Below are 18,129 nucleotides of genomic sequence, written 5' to 3' on the forward strand. Positions count from 1 at the left end.
CGGCACACCCGCCCGGACCCGGAGGGGCGTCGCGTCACCGCCTCGTCCCGGCGTGCCCAGACCTGGCACACTGGCCGACCGGTGGCGGGGCGGCCGACGGCGGGCCGGGCGGCGCGAGTGGGAGAGCTAGCTCATACCGGCGGTGGAAATGGCGCTGACCTGCGGCGGGTTTTGAAGATGTCGCGTTGGGCAGGTGATGATGGAGCATGGACAGGCGGAGGAATGACACCCGAGCCGCCGGGGGCACACCGCCCCCGGCGGCTCGGCGTGTGCTGCGCTGGACGGGTGCCGCCGCGCGCACCGTCGTCCGGGGCAGCCGCGCCGTCCTGACCTCGAAGCCGAGCCGTCGGGCCGGGCTGGCACTGTCGATCATCGGCGTCACGGTGGTCGGGATCGTGGTCGGCGCCCTGCTCGGCGGCCGGATGGAGACCGACATCGGGCCGTTCCGGGCGGAAATGGCGATCACACCCTCGGTCGACGGCGGCACCACGGTCACCATTCCGCCGCTCGGCGCACTCCAGCTCAGCAGCCATGCCGGCCCGGCACACCTCTCCGTCCGGCTCGGCTCGCTCGACCAGCGCCGCACCGAGGCGCTGATCGACGACCCGGCCAGCATCAGCCTGGCCAGCCAGTCCGCCGTCAGCGACGTGACCAACGGGGTGATCCGGGTCGGCGTACGGACGGTCGCGGTCTCCGTACTGGCCAGCATGATCCTGGCGGCGCTGGTCTTCCGGCGTACCCGTCGGGTGGCCTGGGCCGGTGGACTGGCGCTGGTGATCACCGGCGGCAGCCTGGGCATCGCCGCGCTGACCTTCCGGCCGGACTCGATCGAGGAGCCCCGGTACGAGGGCCTACTGGTCAACGCCCCGGCGATCGTCGGCGACGCCCGGCGGATCGCCAACGACTACGGCCGGTACGCCGACCAGCTCCAGCGGATGGTCGGCAACGTCAGCCAGCTCTACACCACCGTCTCCACCCTGCCGGTCTTCGACCAGGAGCAGGGCACCGCACGGGTGCTGCACGTCTCCGACCTGCACCTGAACCCGACCGCCTGGCAGGTGGTCCGGACGGTGGTCGAGCAGTTCAAGATCGACGTGGTGATCGACACCGGGGACATGACCGACTGGGGCAGCGAGCCGGAGGCGTCCTTCGTCGGCTCGATCGGCCTGCTCAAGGTCCCGTACGTCTTCATCCGGGGCAACCACGACTCGCCGGCCACCGCCGCCGCCATCGGCCGGCAGCCGAACGCGATCGTGCTGGACAACTCGATCGTCAACGTCGCCGGGCTGACCATCGCCGGCATCGGGGACCCCCGGTTCACCCCGGACAAGGAGACCTCGCCGGCCGGGTCCGGCAGCCTGCCGCAGACGGTCGACCAGGTGGCCGGGGCCGGCGAGAAGCTCGCCGCGACGATCCGGGCCTCGGGCAAGCCGGCCGACATCGCGCTGGTGCACGATCCGGCGTCGGCCGAGGCGCTCTCCGGCGTCGTACCGCTGGTGCTGGCCGGGCACACCCACAACCGCGAGGTACGCGAGCTGCCGCAGGTGCCGGACGCGCCGCCGACCCAACTCCAGGTGCAGGGCTCCACCGGCGGGGCGGGGCTGCGCGGCCTGGAGGGCGACAAGCCGACCCCGCTGGCGATGTCCGTGCTCTACTTCGACCAGCAGCGGGCGCTCCAGGCGTACGACGACATCCTGCTCGGCGGTACCGGCGAGGCACAGGTCAACCTGGAACGGCACGTGGTCGAGCAGCCGGAGCCACCGGTCCCGGCGACCCCGACCCCCGGTACGCCCAGCCCGGGCAGCCCGACCCCACCGGCCGGTGCTCCGCCGCCCGAGCCGACCCCCACCGGCTGACGCCGCCGGTTCGGTGGTCGTCGGCCGGGTCGGGCAGGTGGAGCAGGCACCCGGAAAGGTCCGGCACAGCGGGGCGACCCGGCTCCGGGTACCCGAAAGGGCTCCTCCCCGCGCCGGCCGCGACGGGACGGAGCCCTCCGGGGGTCGGTCAGCCCTCGACGCCGAGCCGGGACAGGATCAGCGAACGGACGGTCTTGGCGTCCGCGCCCCGGGTGCTCTTCATGACGGCCCCGACCAGCGCGCCGGCCGCAGCCACCTTGCCGTCCCGCACCTTGGCCGCGATGTCCGGGTTGGCGGTGATCGCCTCGTCCACGGCCGTGGTCAGCGCCCCGGTGTCGGAGACCACCTCCAGGCCCCGAGCGGCCATGATCTCGCTCGGCGAGCCCTCGCCGGCCACCACACCCTCCAGCACGGTCCGGGCCAGCTTGTCGTTGAGCTTGCCCGCGTCGACCAGCTTCTGTAGCTCGGCGACCTGGGCCGGGGTGGCGCCGACGGCGGACAGCTCGACGCCGGCCTCGTTGGCCCGCCGGGACAGCTCGCCCAGCCACCACTTCCGGGCGCCGGCCGGGGTCGTCCCGGCGGCCACGGTCTGCTCGATCAGCTCGACCGCACCGGCGTTCAGCACCGACTGCATGTCGTGGTCGTTCAGGCCCCAGTCCTGCTGCAAGCGCCGCCGGTGCAGCCGGGGCAACTCCGGCAGCGCCGCCTTCAGATCGGCGACCCAGGCCGGATCCGGGGCCAGCGGCACCAGGTCCGGCTCGGGGAAGTAGCGGTAGTCGGTGGCGGTCTCCTTGGACCGGCCCGAGGTGGTGTCGCCGGTGTCCTCGTGGAAGTGCCGGGTCTCCTGCACGATCCGGCCACCGGTGTCCAGTACGGCGGCCTGGCGCAGCATCTCGGAGCGGACCGCCCGCTCGACCGAGCGCAGCGAGTTGACGTTCTTGGTCTCGGTCCGGGTGCCCCACTCGGCGGAGCCGGCCGGCGACAGCGACGTGTTCACGTCACAGCGCAGCGAGCCCTCCTCCATCCGGACGTCGGAGACGCCCAGCGAGCGGACCACGTCCCGCAGTTCGGTGACGTACGCCCGGGCCACGATCGGGGCCTTGGCGCCGGTACCGGGAATCGGCTTGGTGACGATCTCGACCAGCGGGATGCCGGCCCGGTTGTAGTCGACCAGCGACTCCGTCGCGCCGTGGATCCGCCCGGTGGCGCCACCGACGTGCAGCGTCTTGCCGGTGTCCTCCTCCAGGTGCACCCGCTCGATGCCGACCCGGAACAGCTCGGGCTGGCCATCCTCGCCGACGATTTCGACATCGAGCCAGCCGTCCACGCAGAGCGGCTCGTCGTACTGGCTGATCTGGTAGTTCTTCGGCATGTCGGGGTAGAAGTAGTTCTTCCGGGCGAACCGGCTCCACGGCGCGATCGAACAGTTCAGCGCGAGGCCGATCCGGATGGTCGCCTCGATCGCGGCCTTGTTCGCCACCGGCAGCGAGCCGGGCAGCCCGAGGCAGACCGGGCAGACCCGGGTGTTCGGCTCGCCACCGAAGTCGGTCGGGCAGCCGCAGAACATCTTGGTCTTCGTACCCAGCTCGACGTGGGTCTCCAGGCCGATCACCGGGGCGTAGCGCTCGACGACGTCGTCGTACGAGGGCAGGACGGTCGTGCTCATCAAGACTCCAGCTCTCGGGCGGCAGCCGGCCCCCCGGCGGCATCCGGACAGAACCCTGCAAGCCTAGTCGTTGCCCCGACCCGGGCTCGTCCGGGTTTCGCCGCCGTTGCCCGGAGCCGGGATCGGGGCCGACGCCGGAATCAGGGCTCAGGGATCAGGGATCAGGGCCGGCGCACGGCCACCAGGTATCCGTCGATCGTCGTGCTGTCGAAGTGCTCCGGACCGATCAGCCGGGCCGGGATCCGGACCGTCCGGCTCTTGGTGCCGAAGGGGAAGGCGTCGTCGGAGCTGTGGAAGATCAGATCGTCCTTCTCGATCCGCAGCACCAGGACGTCGATCCGGTCGTACGGGTTGTCGGCCGTCCGTACGGCGAACTCGGCCGGGCTGCCCGCCCGGGCCACCTCGTCCAGGAAGTCCAGCCGGTCGTGGTAGCGAGCGGTCGGATGGGAGTAGTTCGCGGTCCACTGCCCGAACCCGTAGTACGGGTAGAAGGCGAAGAGGTTGGCCCGGTCCGAGAGTACGACCGGATGCCCGGCGCCCCGGTACCGCGCGGAGATCGCCGAGCGCACCGCCTCGGCGGCCGGCAGTTCCGGCTTCGCCTCCTCGTCGTGGAAGCCGGGCAGCCGGCCGTCCGGGAACGTCTCGTCGTGCGCCACCCTGATCCGGTCGTCGTCGACCACTGTGGTGACGAACCGGTCCGTGGCGAAGACCGCGAGCAGCACACCGCCGAGGGCCACCACCCGCCAGAACTGCTCGGTACGGGTGGCCGTGCCGCCGCCATCCGGTGCCGGTGGCTGTGCCGGTGCCGGTGGCTGTGGCTGTGCTGGCGCCGGCAGCCGCTCGACGGCGTACCGGGTCAACCGGACCAGCCCGAGGGCCGCCCCGGCCAGCAGTACCACCGGGACCAGGGCCTTCGCCCGGAACGACATCAGCGGCATGTCGACGGCGGCGAGGAGCCAGCCCAGCGCGTGCCAGACATAAAGCGAGACGAAGACGATCAGCAGGGACCGGGACAGCGCCTCCCGGAGAGTCACCACCAGGAAGCCGAGGCCGAAGAGGCAGAGCGCGCCGAGTACCGAGGGCGAGAGCATCGGCAGGGCCAGGTCGCCGGAGTTCAGGGTGATCCACCGGTTGTTCAGCGACTCGAACTGCGGCGCGGTCAGGAAGTTCCAGGCCAGCGGCGCCCAGTACGGCGAGGCCCCGACCGCCGCGATGGCCAGTACGCCGAGGCCCCGGCCGGCGAGCCGCCAACTGAACTCGCCGCGCCACCGCTGCACCGCCAGGAAGAGAGCGAACACGATGACGAAGACGAAAAAGTAGTAGTAGTAGACGCAGAACAGCACCGCGCCGATCAGGCCCAGCACGACCGGGTGCCGAGGCCGCAGACCGGGCCGGGTCAGCCCGTGTACGGCCTCCAGCCACCACGGCACGATCGCGACCAGCACCAGCCAGCCGTACGACTCGTACAGCTCGGGGACGACGAGCGGCACGGCCGAGATCAGTGCCGCGACCCGTACCGGCACCAGCCGACGCCAGAGCAGGTACGAGATGAGCGGCGTGAGGAAGCCGACCGCGACCAGGCCGTACTTGAGCATCTTCCACGGCGCCACTCCGGCCAGGTCGGCGGCCCGGCCGAGCAGCCAGAAGAAGCCGGGCGCGTAGTAGGCCGGCAGATCCCGATAGGTGTAGTCGGCGAGCCGCCACGAGTCGGCGAACCGGGTGACGATGGCGGTCCGGAACGTCTGGTCGCCCTGTAGCCCGTTGGCGTCGAACGGGGTGCCGTGCAACGCGGTGAGCAGGGTCAGCGCGGCGAGGCCGCCGAAGAGCGCCGGCAGCAGGTCGGCATCCCAGGACTGGCCACGGCGCCGGGCCCACCAGACCGCGAGCACGGCGAGGGCGGCGACGACGAGCGCGGCGGTGTGCAGGCCGTACTCGGTACGCCCGGAACGGGGGCTGACCCCGGCCCGTACCGCCAGGGCGTGGATCGCCAGCACCACCAGTCCGGCGGCACCGGCGAAGAGCAGTGGCCGGAGCGCCAACAGGCCACGCTGGACGAGGCCGGTGGCCGGCGCGGCTCCGGACGGTTCCGGATCGGTGACCGGCCGCTCGGGTACGCGGACACGCTGATCCTGTTCGGCAACCCCGTGTTCCACGTATCCCCGCTCATCTCCCCAGAGGACAGAACCCGGAGCAGGGTAGCCGACTCTCGACCTGGTACCGCTCCGCCGTTCCACCGACCTCCGCTGGTCGAACGGCCACCCCGACCATCCCCCGGCCAGCCCAGCTCGACCCCGGCTCAGCCCAGCCCGGCTCAGCTCAGCCCAGGTCGACTCGACTCGGCTCAGCTCGGCGGGTCGGTCGGCGTGCCGGGGCGGACCAGGCCGGTCTCGTACGCCACGATCACCAACTGGACCCGGTCCCGGACGCCGAGCTTGGCGATCGCCCGGGTGATGTGGGTCTTGGCGGTCAGCGGGCTGATGAAGAGGCGCCCGGCGATCTGCTCGTTGGACAGCCCGGTGGCGACCAGCCGGAGGACCTCGCGCTCCCGTTCGGTGAGTACCGCCAGCCGCGCCTCCGTGTCGGTGGCCGCCACCGGCCGGTGCGCGAACTGCTCGACGACCCGGCGGGTGACGCTCGGCGAGAGCAGCGCCTCGCCGGCGGCGACGATCCCGACCGCCTGGCGGAGCTGGGCCGGCTCGATCTCCTTGGTGAGGAATCCGCTGGCGCCGGCCCGTAGGGCGGCGAAGACGTACTCGTCGGTCTCGAAGGTGGTCAGGATGATGACCCGGCAGCCGGACATCGCCGGATCGGTCACGATCCGCTCGGTGGCGGCGAGACCGTCCAGGCCCGGCATCCGGATGTCCATCAGCACCACGTCCGGACGCAGGGTACGAGCCAGCCGGACCGCCTCGTCGCCGCTGGCCGCCTCGCCGACCACCTCGATGTCCCGTCCCCGGCGCAGCAGGCTGCGGAATCCGGCCCGCACCAGGGCCTGGTCGTCGGCGAGCAGCACGCTGATCGTCACGGTCGGAAGCCTGCCACAGGAATCGTGGCGCACACCGCGTAGCCGCCATCGTCGGCGGCTCCGGCGGTGAGGGTGCCGCCGAGGGCGGCGACCCGTTCCCGCATCCCGTTGATGCCGTGCCCCGGCACCGTCGCCGGGCCGGGGCCGCTGCCGTCGTCGACCACCTCCACCCGAACCGAATCGGGGGTGATCACCAGCCGCACCGTCGCCCGCCGCGCGCCCGCGTGGTTCACCGTGTTGGTCAGGGCCTCCTGGATCACCCGGTAGCAGGCCAGCGCCACCGGCGCGGCGACCGTGTCGGGGTCGCCGGTGACGTCGAGGGCGACCGCCAGGCCGCTGGCCCGGGTCCGGGCGGCGAGTTCGGCCAGGCCGCCCAGGTCGGCCTGCGGGGCCGGCACGCTGTCCGCGTCCGGCCGGTCGCCCGGAGCACGCAGTACGTCGATCAGCGACCGCAGGTCGGCCACCGCCTTGCCCCGGACCTCCTGGGCGGTACGCAGCGCGGCCCGCGCCTCGGCGGTGGAGTCGTCCAGCGCCTCGTCCACCACCCGCAACTGCACACCCACCACGGTCAGCGTGTGCGCCACCACGTCGTGCAACTCGCGGGCGATCTGCAACCGCTCCTCCGCGCCCCGGCGATCCGCCTCCAGCCGTCGCTCCTGCTCGGCGTGGGCCAGCCCGGCGGCGAGTTCGGTACGCCAGCGCAGCCAGTTCCGGAGCGCGACCGCGACCGCGATGGTCAGGGCCAGGCCGAGCGCCTCCCCACCGACCTCGCCGATCGCCCGCTGCGCGTCCTGACCCTCGACCGTCCACTGCCAGTTGACCGCGAAGGTCAGTTGGAACAGCCCGGCCCCGACGGCCCAGCGCAGGCCGTGGCGCCGGGGCGTGTCGTCGGCCGCCAGCACGAAGAAGATCACCGACGCCGGCCAGACCCAGCCGGCCTCGGTCAGCTCGGCGACCCGGAACGCGGTGACGGCCGCCAGGCTGACCAGCAGTACCGCCACCGGCCAGCGGCGGCGCAGCAGCAGGAACAGGCCGAGCCAGGCGGCCAGCGGCAGGGTGCCCTCATAGGTGATCGGCGCCCCGGCGACGGCGGTGCCGACCGGCACCCCGAGCAGGGTCAGGTTGACCAGGGACAGGTTGTTCCAGACTCGCCGGCGCCGGGCGGTGGCACCGCCGATCCGAGCCTCGTCGCGCCCCGGCACGGTCTGGTCGGGCCCGACCGCCGCCCCGACCGGGTCCGGTGATCGCGGTACCGTCGTCGTCATCCTGGCCTCCTCCGCCGGCAAGCCTGCCGCACACCTCGGCGAGGGGCGACAGGATCGACGCTAGGCAGCACGGGCCTGCGCCGCGTCAGCCCACCGCCGACACCTGCGGCTGCCCGCGTGGAGCACGACGTACACCGGACGGAGTACCGGAAGGCGTGAGTCGACGGGGCCGGTCGGGGTCAGGCGGTGCCGCTGCCGTCGAGCAGGAGGGCGACGACGAGCACGCAGAGCAGCGCGACCGGCAGGCCCCAGCGGACGACCCGGGTACGCCAGCCCGGGCCGGGGACCGGGGCTCCGGAGGTCGACTCGACCGCCCGGTCGGCGAGCAGCCGGCCGGAGGCGAGCGGCCACCAGGCGGCCACCAGCAGCAGTACGCCGGCCCCGAGCAGCGGCCAGCCGGGCAGTCGGACAGCCACCTGTTGCCAGACCAGCACCGGTACCGTCGTCACGGCGATCGCGGCGGCCCCGACCAGGCCGAACCGCCAGTCCGGAGTCGGCCGGTACGCCCGCCCGGGCCGGAACAGCAGTGCGACGACGAGGACGATCCCGGCCACCCCGGCGAGCGCCGAGCCGAGCTGGCCGGCGGTCACCTCGGCAGTCCCGTACCCGGTCACCGCCTGCACCCCGGCGAGCAGCGCCATCACCCCGACCAGGGTGCTGGCGGCGACGAAGCCGCCCAGCCAGGGCGACCGCCGCCCGTCCGGATCCGGTTCCGGTTCTGCGGAACGGAGCCCGTGGGCGAGTGCCGCCGCATATTCGGTCGGCTCGCCGAACGCCTCGGTCGGATCCGCCCCCGGATCGGCGCAGTACGTGTCGACCTCGGTCAGTGCCGCGCGGATCTCCGCGCCGGGCACCCCGCGCCGCCGGGCCTCGGCCGCGAACGTCGTGCGCCAGTCGTCGAGCGGTGAACTCCGGGACATCGTCGGGCTCAACCGCCGAGGGCGTCGCGCAGTTCGCCGGCCCGCTGCCGGCCCAGGCAGAGCGGGCCGGTCAGCTCCAGCCAGGAGCCGTCCCGGAAGGTCACCCGGAGCCGGGCGCCGTGCAGCCGATGCCAGCGTCGGCGTGCCCCGGTCACCTCCGCCCGAGCCACCGACCAGAGGGGCTTCAGCTTCGCCGCCACCACCGGCCTGCGCCGCTCCCCGAACGGCCGTACCTCGGTGGAGCGGCCGACCCGGAACACCACGAGCCGCCGGTCGGTGACCACCGCCAGCAGCTTGGCGTCGGTGGGTACCGCCCGGACGTAGTCGGCGGCGACCGAGTCGAGCCGACCGCGTGCGGCGCGGCCGAAGAACAGCCGGATCAACCAGTCGGTCGGACCCCCGCCGCCGATGTTGTCGATCGCCTCGATGCCGCTGAGCGCCACGTTGGCCAGCCCCATTCCGGCCACCGCCGCCCCGTCGCCCGGGGCAGGATCCGGTGGTCGGGGCGGCGGGTCCGGTGCCAGCCCGTGCGGGCGCTTCGCCTCGCTGAGCGCGACGATCACCTCACCCGGTTCGAGCTTGCTCGTGACCGCGTCGGCGTAGAGGTGGCGGTAGTCGGTGGGCACGGCTCAGCCCAGCGGATAGTCGTCGGCGGCGTTGCCCAGCACCTCCCGCATGGAGTCCTGCAACCGCCGGGTCGCCTCCCGCTGCGCCCGCCGGATGGTGCCGGTGATCTCCGCGCCGAGCTGGTCCGGGCTGTATCGCATGCCCCGGGAGGTGATGTCGACCCGGTCCACCCGGCCGCCGTGGTCGACCGCCACCCGTACGGCGCCGCTCTCGCTCTCCATTTCGACCGGCTGCGCCTGGAGTTCCTCGATCCGCCGGTTCATCTGGGACTGCAAGCCGTCCAGGCTGTTCGCGAGCTGCTCCAGCCGATCCAGCGCGGGATATTCCGCCACGTCGTCCTCTCCTACCCTCGTCCGCTTCGGTGCACGGTCGACCGGTCCGCCGGGGCGGCCGTCAACCCACCGAGTCGATCAGATCCTGCGCGCTCTTGGTGTACGGGCCGATGTCCTCCCGGTAGGTGCCGTCGGTCGCGTAGTTGCGATCCTTCGTCCCGTCCGAGATGTCGTGCATGCCGACGGCGGTGTCCAGCACCGCACCGCCCTTGCCGCTCAGGTTGACCGGCGAGATCTGGTTGAAGACGAAGCGGGGTACGCCGACCTTGAGGCTGTGCTCGGCCAGGATCGCCCGCCCCTGTGCGGTACGGCCCTGCTGCTTCCAGATGGCGTACTCCTTCTTCAGCTTGCGCAGCTCCATCACCCGCTGGCGGTAGCGGGTGAGCAGCGCCTTGACGTCGTCCAGCTTGCGGGCCAGCTTCACCAGCACCCGGACCAGCTTGCTGACGATCCGGGCACCCCGGCCCAGCGTCAGCGCCAGCCGGGCCAGCCAGCGTACGACGAATGCGGCGATCGACGCGCCGAAGCTGAAGAAAGCCGCCGCGGCGGCGATGATCGCCTCGATCAGGAACGCGGTCAGGAACTCGAAGATCAGTTCGCAGAGCAGGTTGAACGCGTCGACGGCCGCGTTCGCCGCCTCGATCAAGACCTCCTTGGCCGCGTTCAGTCCCTCGGCGAGCTGCCGGATGGTCTCCTCGACGTTGGTCAGCCCGGTCTGGAACGCCTCCTGTGCGCTGCCGCCCCAGGCCGGCGGCTGGAGCTGGGCCCGGTCGGTCTGCTGCTGTGCCGCGATGCCGAGTACGTCGGTCGACGCGGCGAGACAGCGTTCCGCGCCCCGCATCAGGTCGTCCGGATCGCCGGCCACCTGTTCGAGCAACTGCTCGAACGGTGACAGCACCGTCCGGGTGAACCCCTGGAGCGGCTCCGGTACGGAGCCGATGAACTGCTCGAAATAGTTCTTGCTGCGTTCGAGCGCGACGGTCGACACTCGGCGCTCCCCCTTCGTGGTCTTCGGTGTACCGCGCCGGCGTCGTGTCGCGGCAGTGCCTGGTCAGCCGCCGAACCGGGCCTGCGCGGCGGCGTCGCTGTTCAGGTACGAGTCCCGCTCGGCGGTGATCGCGTCGGCGATCACCTCCATCACCTCGACCCCGTCGGCCAGGGCCTGGAGGCACTCGTCGAGGCAGGACTCGTACTGGTCGTAGAGGGTGAACGAGGCGGGCATGATGCCGAAGGAGGAGCGCTCGACGGCGCCCTCCCGGAGCCGGCCACGAATCTCGTCGAAGTCGTCCGCCCGGGCGTAGCTGGTCTTGGAGAAGGTCTCCAGTGCCGCCGGGTCTACCGTGAACCCGTCACCTGAACCGCCAGTCATGACAAGGCACCCTAATAGATCACTTCCTGCTCATTGACCCGCCCACCACCGATCAGGGCACCAATTTGGGCCTGTTCGGTCGACTTGTACACCCTGGCGTCGGATCGACACCCGGCGTGGTCGGATCGGCGCACGTCGCCGCTGGCGAGGAGGCGGAACCCGAGGGCGCCCACCCCGAACCCGGCCGGACGACCGTCCACGATGGGCTCGGCCGGCGCCTCCGCGTCAACGGGTCGACGGGTCGACGGGTCGACGGGTCGACGGGTCGAGCGAGAGTGGGACAACGGCCGGAAGATCCGCTGCCGAGATAGGCTCGCCGCGGGTAGATCCGTCCGACCGAGGAGCAACGATGGCCCGGATTGCGCTGATCGGCGACGTCGGCGGCCATCCCGACCAGCTACGCGGCGCCCTGCACGCGCTCGGCGCGGACGCCGACCGGCCCGGCCTGCCCGACGACGTCACGGTGGTGCAGGTCGGCGATCTCGTCGACCGTGGCCCGGACAGCGGCGCGGTACTGGAGATCGTCCGCTGGTATCTCGACCACCAGCCGGAGCGGTGGATCCAGCTCGCCGGCAACCACGAGGCGCAATACCTGCCGGGCGGTACGCCGTTCTGGCCGGACCGGCTCGTCGACGCCGACGCCGACCTGCTCCGCTCCTGGTGGGCGGCGGGCCGGCTGCGGGTGGCCGTCGCGATCCGGACGGCTGACTCGGCTGACCTGCTGGTCTGTCACGCCGGGTTGACGGTCGGCGCCTGGCGGGAGCTGGGTGAGCCGCCGAGCGCCGCGCTCGCGGCCCGGCTGCTCGACGAGCGCCCGCAGCCGCTGCTCTTCCGGGGCGGGGAGTTCGGGGTGGACCGGGCGGCCGGGCCGTTCTGGGCCGAGGCGGGCTGGGAGCTGCACGAGCCGTGGCTGGCGTACTTCGCCGGTGGCGGGTTCGTGCCGTTCGGCCAGGTGCACGGGCACTCCCAGGTCGTACGCTTCGCCGACCGCACCTGGCGCTGCCCCGGCCGGGTACGCCAGCGCGCCACCGCCGACTGGTCCACCCGGCACGTCCGGGTACGCATCGGCGGCCGGACCTTCACCGGCATCGACCCGAAGCACGGGCGTACCGGCGCGACCGGCTGGCAGCCGCTGGTGCTCGACGGCGCCCGGCTCCTCACCGGCCACGAACTCCCCGAGGGCCGGTGACCGGGTCGCCACCGCAGGCCCACGTCGCCTCCGTGGGCCCACTGAGCGATCGACACGCTTAACGTCCAGGGTCGGCCGCCGTCGGCGCGCCGGCCCCCGCTGTTGCCCAAACCGGATCGGGTACGTCCGCCAGCGTCGATACCCGCCCGAGGCCCGCCGGGATTCGGGCAGTATGCCCGCCGGGATTCGGGCAGTATGGGCAGAAAGCAGCGGATCCAGGGGGAACCATGATCGGCGGAGTGCAGCACCGGACCGCGACGGTCGACGGCATGGCCGTCTTCTACCGCGAGGCCGGCCCGCCGGACGCGCCCCCACTGGTCCTGTTGCACGGCTTCCCGACCAGTTCGCACATGTTCCGGAACCTGATCCCGGCGCTGGCCGACGACTACCACCTGGTGGCGCCGGACCACATCGGCTTCGGCTACTCCGCGGCTCCGTCCCTGGGCGACTTCCCGTACACCTTCGACGCGCTCACCGACGTGACCATGAGCCTGCTGGACCAACTCGACATCCGCCGCTACGCCGTCTACATGCAGGACTACGGTGCGCCGATCGCGCTGCGGCTGCTGCTGCGCCGGCCGGAGAGCATCTCGGCGATCATCAGCCAGAACGGGAACGCGTACCAGGAGGGGTTCGTCGAGGAGTTCTGGAAACCGCTCTTCGCGTACGCGAAGGATCCTGGACCGCAGAACGAGGCCGCCGCCCGGCTGGCCTTCACCGAGAAGGAGGTCCGGGCGCAGTACGAGACCGGCGTGCCGGACGTAGGCCTGGTCAGCCCGGACGCCTGGCACCACGCGTTGGAGGTCCTCGGCCGGCCCGGCAACCACGAGAACCAACTCCAGCTCTTCCGGGACTACCAGACGAACCTCGACGTCTATCCGAAGGCGCAGGAGTGCTTCCGGCAGACCCGGCTGCCGCTGCTCGCGGTCTGGGGCGGCAACGACCCGATCTTCGGACCGGACGGTGCCCGCGCCTTCCAGCGGGACCTGCCGGACGCCGAGATCCACCTGCTCGACACCGGCCATTTCGCCCTGGAGACGCACGTCGACGAGATCGCCGGACAGATCCGGGAGTTCCTCGGCCGGACCCAGCGACAGCCGATGATGGCCCGATAGCGGGGGCGCCCGTCCGGGTGCCGAGTCCATGGACCGTTCTTCCTCGGCAGGGGACGAGGTGCGCCGAGTTCCTATTCAGCCTCGTCCCAGGCGAAATCGAACTGACCTGACTCGACCCGCTCGACGAAGGACGGGACGTCGTCGGCCTGTGGGATCGCCGCTGCCCAACCCTCACTGGTGATGTCCACCAGCAGTACCGGTGCCGGATCCTGCCGAAGATCCAGCACAAGATGCTCGCGTGAGCCGTTGCCGCCGATGATCGCGATGCCGGGATGGTTGGCGGCTGCCACCTCGCCCCAGGCGTCGAGAAGTTCGATCGACTCCTGTGGTCGGTAGAGCCAGAGGTAGCACCCGCTGGGCAACCAGCCACGGCGGAACCACGACGCGCTCTGTAGGTAGCCGCGCCAGGCGGCGGGGAGCGGAGCCCCGAGCGACTCCGCCACGGTGAACTCCTCGTCCGGCACCGACGCCCGGTAGTCCGCCTTCTCGACGATCGCGCCCACGATGTTCGCGTTGAGCTCGGCCAGATCCTCGGCCGGAATCCAATACTCGCGAACATCGTCGCCGCCCACCTGCCGCTGCGGATAGCGGTCCAGGAACTGCCGGCGCACCTGGAACGAGGTGACATACCCGGCCCCACCGGCCGGGACGTTCCACTCCCGAGTGATCCTGGTGGCATAGCCGTGGTCGAGGACCGGATAGAAGATCGTTTGCTCGGGCAGCCGCGCCGGCCACGCCCGCCAACCCGAGGCTGCCACCAGGTCCAACTCGGCCTGCCCGGCCGGCCGCCACAGCACCACGGTGTCCTCGTCCGACCCCGGCACGGCTGTCACACCGGGTAGCTCAGGGTGGCGAAGTTGTCGGCCTCGACCTGGTGCTTCTCCTCGTTGATGAAGTACGAGCAGAGCACCACCGTGAAGCCCGTCCTGGGCCCCTCGGCGGTGTTGCGGATCCGGACGGACCACAGGTTGGCGAACCCGGGCTCCCGCCGGGCGCCCTCGTACGGGTCGTCCGCCCTGCTCAGGATCCAGTTGACGACGACGAGAACCAGATCCTGGGACGGCGACTCGCGCTCGATCCAGCCGTCGAGGCGCTGTTCGAACTCCAGCAGCTTCCACGGCCCGCGTTCATCAGGCACTTGGCCGCAACCGGGCGCGTAGCGACTCCAGGTCGTCCAGCCGGGGTGTGCTGCTACGCCGCTCCTCGGCACCCTTGAGCAGCGCCCGCACCTCGGCCGCGTCCACCAGCGGCTCGTCGTCGTCGGCGTCGCCGGCCCCGTCGGCGACGAAGTATTCCCGGAGCCGGTCCAGCTCCATCCGCACGCTCTCGCCCGGCAACCGGGAACTGTTGGCGAACTGCCAGGGCGGCTCGTTGTGGCTGAGCCGTTCCAGGTCGTTGCCGGAGAGCCGGCCGTAGCGGCTGACGACGTACCCGATGGTGTTCAGCTCGGCCTCGCCGGGCGTGGCGCGCTCGGCGGGCACCTCGCCCTGCTTCTCGGCGTACCAGAGGGCGCCGACCACGGGGCCCATGTCCCACGCGGAGATCGTTTCGGCGAACAGCGGCGTCCCGAATGCGGCGAGGTGGTGCCCCTGGCAGTAGTAGAGCAGTTTGTGGAGTTTCTTCGTCGTCAGACCTGGGATCCGGTCACGGAGAGCTGCGGCTACGTCGTGCGCGGACACGGTCATCGGGCCAGGATAGTGCGGGACCCTCGACCCGGGTGGGCACTCCGGCGGCGATCCTCGGTCAGACATGCGTTCGATTATGGCCAGCCCGACCGACATCCTCGGCAGCGCCTCGATCATCGGCGATGACGATCGGGAAGCTTGACCTCAACATTCGTTGCGGTTCTAGCGTCGACCGCATGACCGAGCAGGAACGCTCCCCCACCGTCCCCGCCCCGGAACTCTCCCTCGCCGTCATCGTCGGCAGCGTCCGTCGACCTCGGGTCGGCCGGAAGGTCGCCGACTGGTTCGCCGAAACGGCCCGACAGCGCACGCACCTCGCCGTCGACCTCATCGACCTCGCCGAGGTCGCCCTGCCGCTGCACGGCACCCCACCCGGTGGCAACCCGAACAGTCCCATCTCCGGCCGGCTGGCCTCGGCGGACGGCTTCGTGGTGGTGACCCCGGAATACAACCACAGCTTTCCGGCCGCGTTGAAGAACGCGATCGACTGGCACTACCGCGAGTGGATGTTCAAGCCCGTCGCCTTCGTCTCGTACGGGCCTTCCTCCGGCGGGGTCCGGGCCGTCGAGCAGTTACGCCTGGTCTTCGCCGAGTTGTACGCCGCCACCACCCGCAACGCGGTCGCGCTCACCGCACCCTGGAGCCTCGTCGGCCGAGACGGGACCCTCACCGTCGACGCACCCACCCGGCAGGCCGCCGACACGACCCTCGACGAGTTGACCTGGTGGGCGAGCACCCTGCGCAGCGGGCGCCTCGACAACCCCTATCCGGTGTGAACCTCCGGGACGGCAACCCTCGACTACCAGGGCCACCGTCCCGTCCGACGCCCAGAGCACCGCCGGCGCGGCATGTGGGCGGACATGCGGGCCGGGCGGCTGCCGGACGAGCGGGGACGTCCGGCTCAGAGCTCCGGCGGGGTGAGGGTGCCGATCACCGACTCCAGCGCGGCGCCGACCCGGTACATCCGGTCGTCCGCCATCGTCGGCGCCATGATCTGCAACCCGACCGGGAGCCCCTCGGACAACCCGCACGGCACCGAGATGCCCGGCCCGCCGTAGAGGTTGGTCGGGATGGTGAAGAGGTCGGCCAGGTACATCTGGTAGGGATCGGCGGTGCGCGAGCCGAACGGGAACGCCACGAACGGTGTCGTCGGCGAGATCAGCACGTCGGCCTGCTCGAACGCGGCGGTGAAGTCGCGGGTGATCAGGGTACGCACCTTCTGCGCCTGCCCGTAGTAGGCGTCGTAGTAGCCGGACGAGAGGGCGTACGTGCCGAGCATGATCCGCCGCTTGACCTCGGGGCCGAAGCCGGCGTCCCGGGTCAGCGACATGACCTCCTCCAGGCCGCGGTTGCCGTCGTCACCGACCCGCAGCCCGAACCGCACCCCGTCGAACCGCGCCAGGTTGGACGAGCACTCGCTCGGCGCGATCAGGTAGTAGGCCGGCAACGCGTACTGGAAATGCGGGCAGGAGACCTCGACGACCTCGGCACCGAGCTTGGTCAGCGCGTCGACGGCGTCCCGGAACGCGGCGGTCACGCCCGGCTCGGCACCCTCGCCGGAGAACTCGGTGACCAGGCCCAGCTTCACCCCGGTCAGGTCCCCGGAGGCGCCGGCCCGGGCTGCGGCGACCACGTCCGGCACCGGTGCGGGGATGGAGGTGGAGTCGCGCGGGTCGTGCCCGCCGATCGCCTCGTGCAACAGCGCCGCGTCCAGCACGGTACGCGCACACGGGCCGGGGGTGTCCAGCGACGACGAGAAGGCGACCAGGCCGTAGCGAGAGGTGCCGCCGTAGGTCGGCTTCGCCCCGACGGTACCGGTCACCGCGCCGGGCTGCCGGATCGAGCCACCGGTGTCCGAGCCGATCGCCAGCGGCGCCTCGTACGCGGCCAGCGCGGCCGAGCTGCCCCCGCCGGAGCCGCCCGGAATCCGGCCCAGGTCCCACGGGTTCCCCGTCGGCCCGTACGCCGAGTATTCCGTCGACGAGCCCATCGCGAACTCGTCCATGTTGGTCTTGCCCAGCATCACGGTGCCGGCGGCGCGCAGCCGGCGCACGATCGTCGAGTCGTACGGCGGGCGCCAGCCCTCCAGGATCTTCGACCCCACGGTGGTCGGTACGCCCTTCGCGGTGAGCACGTCCTTGACCGCCACCGGCACCCCGGCCAGCGGGCCCAACTCCTCCCCGGCGGCCCGCTTCGCGTCGACCGCGCGGGCCGCCTCCAGCGCACCGTCGGTGTCGACGTGCAGGAAGGCGTGCACCCGGTCGTCGACCGCGGCGATCCGGTCCAGGTGCGCCCGGGTCACCTCGACCGCGGACGCCTCGCCGGTGGCGATGAGGGCCGCGATCTCGGTCGCGGTCATCCTGGTCACGTCAGCCATGGTGGTCACGCGTTCCCTTCCGCCGGGCCCTCACCGCGCGGGCTGGGCGGCTCGTCCTCGTCCAGGATGCGCGGCACCCGGAACCGGTCCTCCTCGCTGTCCGGTGCCCCGGAGAGCGCCTCCGCCCGGGTCAGCCCGGGCACCACCACGTCGTCGCGCAGCACGTTGGTCAGCGGCACCGAGTGCGAGGTGGGTGGGATGTCGGCGGCGGCCACCTCACCGACCCGCGCGACGGCCTGGAGGATCACGTCGAGCTGGCCGGCGAAGGTGTCCAGCTCCTCCTCGGTGACGGCGAGCCGCGACAGTCGCGCCAGGTGCGCGACCTCCTCGCGGGAGATGGCGGACATCGGTGCCCCCTTCATGCCTGGACGTCTACGCGGCTTCCGCCGTCGACCTTCGCGGCGCAGCGTGGCACGCGCGCCGTGACCTGAGCGAGTCTATTTGTCACCCCGAGCGCCGCCGTCCCCGACTCCCCCGTGGCCCCGAGCCGTACCCGCCCGCCCCGGTCCGGCATCGTCCCCGACCGCCCCGGGTCCGGCTTCCTCCCCGACGTCCCGGTGCGGCTTCCTGCTCGACGTCCTGGTGCGGACCGAGCCCGACGGCAGGTGCGGGGCGGGGGCGGCAGCCGCGTTCACTCCACGCTCGGATGGAGCCGGGCGGTCGCCTCGGCCTTCGCCGGTCCGCCGGGCGTCGTCACCGGCGC

General features: G+C 72.0%; 18 protein-coding genes. 4 read left to right on the forward strand and 14 right to left on the reverse strand.

The features are described from left to right. Window positions 1–206 precede the first annotated feature (206 nt). Window positions 207–1,856, forward strand: a complete 1,650-nt coding sequence (locus Pma05_RS17755) for a metallophosphoesterase family protein (protein WP_203858516.1) — start codon at window positions 207–209, stop codon at window positions 1,854–1,856. A gap of 148 nt (window positions 1,857–2,004) precedes the next feature. Here Pma05_RS17755 and gatB read toward each other — a convergent pair whose 3' ends face one another. From gatB to Pma05_RS17800, 9 genes are all read right to left on the reverse strand, one after another. Beyond that, window positions 2,005–3,522, reverse strand: coding sequence for an Asp-tRNA(Asn)/Glu-tRNA(Gln) amidotransferase subunit GatB (gene gatB, locus Pma05_RS17760; protein WP_203858517.1), 1,518 nt, complete (start codon window positions 3,520–3,522; stop codon window positions 2,005–2,007). Window positions 3,523–3,683: 161 nt separating this feature from the next. Next, window positions 3,684–5,675 (reverse strand): arabinofuranosyltransferase, encoded by a 1,992-nt coding sequence (locus Pma05_RS17765; RefSeq protein WP_203858518.1) that lies wholly within the window; start codon window positions 5,673–5,675, stop codon window positions 3,684–3,686. 188 nt (window positions 5,676–5,863) lie between these two features. Further along, complete coding sequence (locus tag Pma05_RS17770) at window positions 5,864–6,547, reverse strand: response regulator (RefSeq protein WP_203858519.1); 684 nt, start codon at window positions 6,545–6,547, stop codon at window positions 5,864–5,866. Then, a complete protein-coding gene (locus tag Pma05_RS17775; protein ID WP_203858520.1) occupies window positions 6,544–7,812 on the reverse strand; it encodes a sensor histidine kinase in 1,269 nt (422 codons plus the stop codon). The genes Pma05_RS17770 and Pma05_RS17775 overlap by 4 nt, the downstream gene beginning before the upstream one ends. 179 nt (window positions 7,813–7,991) lie before the next feature. Next, window positions 7,992–8,732, reverse strand: a complete 741-nt coding sequence (locus Pma05_RS17780) for a DUF1129 domain-containing protein (protein WP_203858521.1) — start codon at window positions 8,730–8,732, stop codon at window positions 7,992–7,994. A gap of 8 nt (window positions 8,733–8,740) precedes the next feature. Beyond that, on the reverse strand, window positions 8,741–9,358 hold the full coding sequence (locus Pma05_RS17785; protein WP_203858522.1) for a hypothetical protein: 618 nt from the start codon (window positions 9,356–9,358) through the stop codon (window positions 8,741–8,743). Window positions 9,359–9,361: 3 nt separating this feature from the next. After that, complete coding sequence (locus Pma05_RS17790; protein WP_203858523.1) at window positions 9,362–9,691, reverse strand: YbaB/EbfC family nucleoid-associated protein; 330 nt, start codon at window positions 9,689–9,691, stop codon at window positions 9,362–9,364. A 61-nt stretch (window positions 9,692–9,752) separates the two neighbouring features. Then, window positions 9,753–10,679 (reverse strand): WXG100 family type VII secretion target, encoded by a 927-nt coding sequence (locus Pma05_RS17795; protein ID WP_203858524.1) that lies wholly within the window; start codon window positions 10,677–10,679, stop codon window positions 9,753–9,755. Between the two features lie 63 nt (window positions 10,680–10,742). Beyond that, the gene (locus tag Pma05_RS17800; protein ID WP_203858525.1) at window positions 10,743–11,060 is read right to left on the reverse strand and encodes a hypothetical protein; all 318 of its coding nucleotides are present in this window, start codon (window positions 11,058–11,060) and stop codon (window positions 10,743–10,745) included. A 349-nt stretch (window positions 11,061–11,409) separates the two neighbouring features. Between Pma05_RS17800 and Pma05_RS17805 the strand changes: the two genes are divergently transcribed. Both Pma05_RS17805 and Pma05_RS17810 read left to right on the forward strand, forming a co-directional pair. Then, window positions 11,410–12,249, forward strand: a complete 840-nt coding sequence (locus Pma05_RS17805; protein WP_203858526.1) for a metallophosphoesterase — start codon at window positions 11,410–11,412, stop codon at window positions 12,247–12,249. 227 nt (window positions 12,250–12,476) lie between these two features. Beyond that, on the forward strand, window positions 12,477–13,364 hold the full coding sequence (locus Pma05_RS17810; RefSeq protein ID WP_203858527.1) for an alpha/beta fold hydrolase: 888 nt from the start codon (window positions 12,477–12,479) through the stop codon (window positions 13,362–13,364). A gap of 71 nt (window positions 13,365–13,435) precedes the next feature. Here Pma05_RS17810 and Pma05_RS43780 read toward each other — a convergent pair whose 3' ends face one another. Genes Pma05_RS43780 through Pma05_RS17825 form a run of 3 tightly spaced genes read right to left on the reverse strand, consistent with a single transcriptional unit; the run spans window position 13,436 to window position 15,049 of the window. Then, window positions 13,436–14,197, reverse strand: coding sequence for a hypothetical protein (locus Pma05_RS43780; protein ID WP_307836861.1), 762 nt, complete (start codon window positions 14,195–14,197; stop codon window positions 13,436–13,438). Beyond that, window positions 14,194–14,502 (reverse strand): hypothetical protein, encoded by a 309-nt coding sequence (locus Pma05_RS17820; protein WP_203858528.1) that lies wholly within the window; start codon window positions 14,500–14,502, stop codon window positions 14,194–14,196. The genes Pma05_RS43780 and Pma05_RS17820 overlap by 4 nt, the downstream gene beginning before the upstream one ends. Further along, window positions 14,495–15,049, reverse strand: a complete 555-nt coding sequence (locus Pma05_RS17825) for a Panacea domain-containing protein (protein WP_203858529.1) — start codon at window positions 15,047–15,049, stop codon at window positions 14,495–14,497. Before Pma05_RS17825 ends, Pma05_RS17820 begins: the two co-directional genes overlap by 8 nt. Window positions 15,050–15,225: 176 nt before the next feature. On the opposite strand from Pma05_RS17825, the gene Pma05_RS17830 reads away from it, so the two are divergent. Continuing rightward, window positions 15,226–15,825 (forward strand): NADPH-dependent FMN reductase, encoded by a 600-nt coding sequence (locus Pma05_RS17830; protein ID WP_203858530.1) that lies wholly within the window; start codon window positions 15,226–15,228, stop codon window positions 15,823–15,825. Between the two features lie 125 nt (window positions 15,826–15,950). Here the strand turns inward: Pma05_RS17830 and gatA are convergent, their stop codons facing one another. Both gatA and gatC read right to left on the reverse strand, forming a co-directional pair. Next, window positions 15,951–17,426: an Asp-tRNA(Asn)/Glu-tRNA(Gln) amidotransferase subunit GatA gene (gene gatA, locus Pma05_RS17835; protein WP_203858724.1), complete on the reverse strand. Its 1,476-nt coding sequence runs from the start codon at window positions 17,424–17,426 to the stop codon at window positions 15,951–15,953. A gap of 5 nt (window positions 17,427–17,431) precedes the next feature. Further along, the gene (gene gatC / locus Pma05_RS17840) at window positions 17,432–17,773 is read right to left on the reverse strand and encodes an Asp-tRNA(Asn)/Glu-tRNA(Gln) amidotransferase subunit GatC (protein WP_101371937.1); all 342 of its coding nucleotides are present in this window, start codon (window positions 17,771–17,773) and stop codon (window positions 17,432–17,434) included. Between the last annotated feature and the right edge of the window lie 356 nt (window positions 17,774–18,129).

The organism is Plantactinospora mayteni (assembly GCF_016862935.1).
In the GTDB taxonomy this organism is placed as follows: domain Bacteria; phylum Actinomycetota; class Actinomycetes; order Mycobacteriales; family Micromonosporaceae; genus Plantactinospora; species Plantactinospora mayteni.

Excerpts from the sequence above, each read along its gene's own strand:
- Pma05_RS17755 (WP_203858516.1), top strand. The coding sequence starts at position 207 with ATGGACAGGCGGAGGAATGACACCCGAGCCGCCGGGGGCACACCGCCC.
- gatB (WP_203858517.1), bottom strand. The coding sequence starts at position 3,522 with ATGAGCACGACCGTCCTGCCCTCGTACGACGACGTCGTCGAGCGCTAC.
- Pma05_RS17775 (WP_203858520.1), bottom strand. The coding sequence starts at position 7,812 with ATGACGACGACGGTACCGCGATCACCGGACCCGGTCGGGGCGGCGGTC.
- Pma05_RS17780 (WP_203858521.1), bottom strand. The coding sequence starts at position 8,732 with ATGTCCCGGAGTTCACCGCTCGACGACTGGCGCACGACGTTCGCGGCC.
- Pma05_RS17800 (WP_203858525.1), bottom strand. The coding sequence starts at position 11,060 with ATGACTGGCGGTTCAGGTGACGGGTTCACGGTAGACCCGGCGGCACTG.
- Pma05_RS17805 (WP_203858526.1), top strand. The coding sequence starts at position 11,410 with ATGGCCCGGATTGCGCTGATCGGCGACGTCGGCGGCCATCCCGACCAG.
- Pma05_RS17810 (WP_203858527.1), top strand. The coding sequence starts at position 12,477 with ATGATCGGCGGAGTGCAGCACCGGACCGCGACGGTCGACGGCATGGCC.
- Pma05_RS17825 (WP_203858529.1), bottom strand. The coding sequence starts at position 15,049 with ATGACCGTGTCCGCGCACGACGTAGCCGCAGCTCTCCGTGACCGGATC.
- Pma05_RS17830 (WP_203858530.1), top strand. The coding sequence starts at position 15,226 with ATGACCGAGCAGGAACGCTCCCCCACCGTCCCCGCCCCGGAACTCTCC.
- gatA (WP_203858724.1), bottom strand. The coding sequence starts at position 17,426 with ATGGCTGACGTGACCAGGATGACCGCGACCGAGATCGCGGCCCTCATC.
- gatC (WP_101371937.1), bottom strand. The coding sequence starts at position 17,773 with ATGTCCGCCATCTCCCGCGAGGAGGTCGCGCACCTGGCGCGACTGTCG.